General features: G+C 58.3%; 5 protein-coding genes and 1 other annotated feature. All 5 genes read left to right on the top strand.

Translation table 11 applies throughout. From position 1 onward, the window contains the following. Positions 1–381 (top strand): adenine phosphoribosyltransferase (locus RTY00_RS20335; RefSeq protein WP_312665843.1); only part of this gene is annotated, 381 nt, incomplete at its 5' end. A 151-nt stretch (positions 382–532) separates the two neighbouring features. Next, positions 533–2,512 (top strand): DNA polymerase III subunit gamma/tau, encoded by a 1,980-nt coding sequence (gene dnaX / locus RTY00_RS20330; RefSeq protein WP_312665841.1) that lies wholly within the window; start codon positions 533–535, stop codon positions 2,510–2,512. Next, positions 1,854–1,915, top strand: a sequence feature (DnaX frameshifting element). It overlaps the preceding gene by 62 nt. A 50-nt stretch (positions 2,513–2,562) precedes the next feature. Then, entirely contained in the window at positions 2,563–2,892 is a 330-nt protein-coding gene (locus RTY00_RS20325; protein WP_008103874.1) for a YbaB/EbfC family nucleoid-associated protein, read from the top strand. Continuing rightward, a complete protein-coding gene (gene recR / locus RTY00_RS20320; RefSeq protein ID WP_008103873.1) occupies positions 2,892–3,497 on the top strand; it encodes a recombination mediator RecR in 606 nt (201 codons plus the stop codon). Before RTY00_RS20325 ends, recR begins: the two co-directional genes overlap by 1 nt. Positions 3,498–3,596: 99 nt before the next feature. After that, a partial coding sequence (gene htpG, locus RTY00_RS20315) for a molecular chaperone HtpG (RefSeq protein ID WP_312665839.1) occupies positions 3,597–4,517 on the top strand: 921 nt, incomplete at its 3' end.

Genomic DNA, 4,517 nt, shown 5'->3' with positions numbered 1-4,517 from the left:
ACCAAGGTGGTGGGAACGGAAGCGCGTGGCTTCCTGTTTGGCGCGCCGGTGGCGCTGGGTTTAGGCGTGGGATTTGTGCCGGTGCGTAAGCCAGGCAAACTGCCGCGTGAAACCTTCAGCGAAAGCTATGAGCTGGAATACGGTACCGATGCGCTGGAACTGCACAAAGATGCCATTAAGCCAGGCGATGTGGTGCTGGTGGTGGACGATCTGCTGGCAACCGGCGGCACGCTGGAAGCAACGGTGAAACTGATCCGCCGCGCCGGTGGTGAAGTGAAAGACGCCGCATTCGTGATTAATCTGTTTGACCTGACTGGCGAAGCGCGCCTGACCGCCATGGGCGTCGAGTGCTTCAGCCTGGTGAATTTCCCCGGCCACTAAGGCCTGCGCGCTCCGCTGCACGGCGGGGCGCCACCTCTGCAAAGTTAGTGGTTGCTGATCCGCTGGTGGCTGTTAAACTACTGCCAAAATAAACAGGGTTTGCGAAGCTGCATTTTCTCCCTTCTCCCTAAATTCCAGTGATTGAATCCACATGAGCTATCAGGTACTTGCGCGAAAATGGCGTCCCCAGGCCTTCGCTGACGTAGTCGGTCAGGAACATGTGCTGACTGCGCTGGCTAACGGGTTGTCACTGGGACGAATCCATCATGCTTATCTCTTTTCTGGTACTCGCGGCGTCGGGAAAACCTCGATCGCCCGTCTGCTGGCGAAGGGCCTTAACTGTGAAACCGGCATCACGTCAACGCCGTGCGGACAATGCGACAACTGCCGCGAAATCGAGCAGGGCCGTTTTGTCGATCTGATTGAGATCGATGCCGCCTCACGCACCAAAGTTGAAGATACGCGCGATCTGCTTGATAACGTGCAGTACGCGCCGGCGCGCGGTCGCTTCAAGGTCTACCTGATCGATGAAGTGCACATGCTGTCGCGTCACAGCTTCAACGCGCTGCTAAAAACGCTGGAAGAGCCGCCATCACACGTTAAATTCCTGCTGGCGACCACCGATCCGCAGAAGCTGCCGGTGACGATTCTGTCACGTTGCCTGCAATTCCATCTTAAAGCGCTCGACGTTGAGCAAATCCAGCAGCAGCTGGCGCATGTGTTGCAGCATGAGCAGATTGCTGCCGAACCGCGCGCGCTGCATCTGCTGGCGCGCGCCGCTGACGGCAGTATGCGCGATGCGCTGAGCCTGACCGACCAGGCGATTGCCATGGGGCAGGGCAGCGTAACGCGTGACACCGTGGCACAAATGCTCGGCACACTCGACGACGAACAGCCGCTGGCGCTGATTGAAGCGCTGGTAGATGGCCAGGGCGAACAGGTGATGGCGCTGCTGAATCAGGCCGCATCGCGCGGGGTTGAGTGGGAAGCGCTGCTGGTTGAGATGCTGCGTTTGCTGCACCGCATTGCGATGGTGCAGCTGTTACCGAGCTCGCTCAGCGAGGACGATCTTAGCCAGGCCGATCGCCTGCGCGAGTTAGCGCGCGTGCTGCCACCGGCTGATGTACAGCTCTATTACCAAACGCTGTTGATGGGACGTAAAGATCTGCCGCTGGCACCGGATCGGCGCTTAGGCGTGGAGATGACGCTGCTGCGCGCGCTGGCCTTCCATCCGCAGGCAACGATTGCCGAGCCGGTGGCGCGTCCGACCTTGACGCCACAAGCTGCTCCGCAGGTTGCGGCGCCGCAAGCCGCACCAAAAGCCGTGCCCGCTCCGGCTGCGCAGCCGCAGATGGCACCGCCGAACCATGACGCGCCGCCAATGTCGGATGATTATCCAGACATGCAGCCTGCGCCCGATCCGTTACCCGACTCCACCAGCCAGTTGTTACAGGCGCGAACGCAGTTGCTGCGTCAGGGAGCCGGCAAAGCAAAAAAGAGTGAGCCGGCAGCGCGTTCCGCGCGGCCGGCGAATCCGGCGCTGGAACGTCTCGCTAGCGTCACTGAACGTGTGCAACAACGTGCGTCTGAACCCACGGTAAAAGCCCCGGCCAAACCGGAAGCCTATCGCTGGAAAACGCAGCTGCCGGTTGAGGTTAAAGCGGAGCCGGTGGCGACGCCAAAAGCCTTGCGTTCGGCTCTGGAGCATGAGAAAACGCCAGAGCTGGCGCTGCGTCTGGCGGAAGAAGCCCAGCAGCGCGATGCATGGGCCGCAGAAATCGCCGCACTGACGCTGCCGAAACTGGTGCAGCAAGTGGCGCTCAACGCGTGGAAAGAGGTCGGCGAAAATGGCATTACGCTGCATCTGCGCAGCAGTCAGCGCCATCTGAATTCTGCGTCGGCAAAGCAAGCGCTGGCGGACGCGCTGAGTCAGTCTGCCGGTCAGCCGGTTGAATTGACCATTATTGAAGACGATAATCCTACGGTATTGACGCCACTGGAGTGGCGTCAGGCCATTTATGAAGAGAAGCTGTCGCAGGCGCGGCAGTCGATCGAAAACGATACCCATATTCAGACATTGCGTCGATTCTTCGATGCCGATTTGGATGAAGAGAGTATTCGACCGGTGTGAACATGCTGCCGCGCGTCAACTGCGCGCAGCCCCAGCAGAGAGAGAAAACTATGTTTGGTAAAGGCGGATTGGGCAACCTGATGAAACAGGCCCAGCAGATGCAAGACAAAATGGCCAAAGTTCAGGAAGAGATCGCCGCGATCGAAGTGACCGGTGAATCAGGCGCTGGCTTGGTTAAAGTAACCATCAACGGTGCGCACAACTGCCGTCGTGTCGAAGTCGATCCAAGCTTGCTGGAAGATGACAAAGACATGCTGGAAGATCTGATCGCCGCGGCCTTCAACGATGCGGCACGCCGTATTGACGAGACGCAGAAAGAGAAGATGGCTGCAGTTTCTTCAGGTATGCAGCTGCCACCTGGCTTCAAGATGCCGTTCTGATGCAAACCAGTCCACTGCTTGAATCTTTGATGGAGTCGTTGCGCTGCCTGCCGGGCGTTGGCCCGAAGTCGGCGCAGCGCATGGCTTTTCAGCTGTTGCAGCGCGATCGTAGCGGTGGCATGCGTCTGGCGCAGGCGTTGACCCGCGCCATGTCGGAAATCGGCCACTGTGCTGATTGCCGTACCTTCACCGAGCAGGAAATCTGCACCATCTGCGCCAATCCGCGTCGTCAGCAAAACGGCCAGATTTGCGTGGTGGAAAGCCCGGCAGATATCCACGCCATTGAGCAGACCGGCCAGTTTGGCGGCCGCTACTTTGTGCTGATGGGCCACTTGTCACCGCTGGATGGCATTGGTCCACAGGATATCGGCCTGGATCGGCTGGAGCAGCGTCTCGAGCGCGAAACTTTAACCGAAGTGATCCTCGCCACCAATCCCACGGTGGAAGGAGAAGCCACGGCCAACTACATCGCCGAGCTGTGCGGACAATATGGCGTTGATGCCAGCCGCATCGCACACGGTGTGCCGGTTGGCGGTGAGCTGGAAATGGTCGATGGCACCACGCTGTCGCACTCGCTCGCCGGACGCCACAAGATTAATTTCTAATCACTTGCCGATGTCTTCGCAGACATCGGCTTGAAATCCCGCCCTTCATCCCCATTTCTCTCTCAACGTATCATCAACCCCGATTCAGTTGAGGTAGCAATGACCATGAAAGGACAAGAGACGCGTGGCTTCCAGTCAGAGGTAAAACAACTTCTGCACCTGATGATCCATTCGCTCTATTCAAATAAAGAGATTTTCCTGCGCGAGCTGATTTCCAACGCTTCAGATGCCGCCGACAAACTGCGCTTCCGCGCGCTGTCGACGCCCGATCTGTATGAAGGCGACGGCGACCTGCGCGTACGTATCTCGGTCAATCCGGAAAATCGCACGCTGACGCTCAGCGATAACGGCATCGGTATGCGCCGTGATGAGGTGATTGAGAACCTCGGCACCATCGCGAAATCCGGTACCAAATCCTTCCTCGAATCCATGGGCTCCGACCAGGCGAAAGACAGCCAGCTGATCGGCCAGTTCGGCGTGGGCTTCTACTCGGCGTTCATCGTGGCGGACAAAGTCACCGTGCGCACCCGCGCCGCCGGCGCTAAAGCCGATGAAGCGGTGTTCTGGGAATCTGCCGGTGAAGGCGAATATACGCTGGCGGAGATTGAGAAAGCCGATCGCGGTACCGAAATCACGCTGCACTTCCGTGAAGGCGAAGACGATTTCCTCGATGCGTGGCGCGTACGTAACGTAATCAGCAAATACTCCGATCACATCGCGCTGCCGGTGGAGATTGAAAGCAAAGACGAAGAGAGCGACACCACCACCTGGGAAAAGATCAACAAAGCTCAGGCGCTGTGGACGCGTAACAAGTCCGAGATCAGCGACGACGAGTACAACGAGTTTTACAAACATATCGCCCATGATTTCAGCGATCCGGCGATCTGGAGCCACAACCGCGTGGAAGGTAAGCAGGAATACACCAGCTTGCTGTATCTGCCATCACGCGCGCCGTTTGACATGTTCAACCGCGACAGCAAGCACGGCCTGAAACTCTACGTACAGCGCGTGTTCATCATG

It is taken from the genome of Pantoea sp. CTOTU49201 (assembly GCF_032054795.1).
Lineage (GTDB): Bacteria > Pseudomonadota > Gammaproteobacteria > Enterobacterales > Enterobacteriaceae > Pantoea > Pantoea symbiotica.
The sequence above is the reverse complement of the archived record's forward strand: the minus strand, read 5'-3'. Positions and strand labels throughout refer to the sequence as shown.

What these genes read in the sequence shown, in the direction of transcription:
- RTY00_RS20325 (WP_008103874.1), top strand. Translation starts at nt 2,563, where the DNA reads ATGTTTGGTAAAGGCGGATTGGGCAACCTGATGAAACAGGCCCAGCAG.
- recR (WP_008103873.1), top strand. Translation starts at nt 2,892, where the DNA reads ATGCAAACCAGTCCACTGCTTGAATCTTTGATGGAGTCGTTGCGCTGC.
- dnaX (WP_312665841.1), top strand. Translation starts at nt 533, where the DNA reads ATGAGCTATCAGGTACTTGCGCGAAAATGGCGTCCCCAGGCCTTCGCT.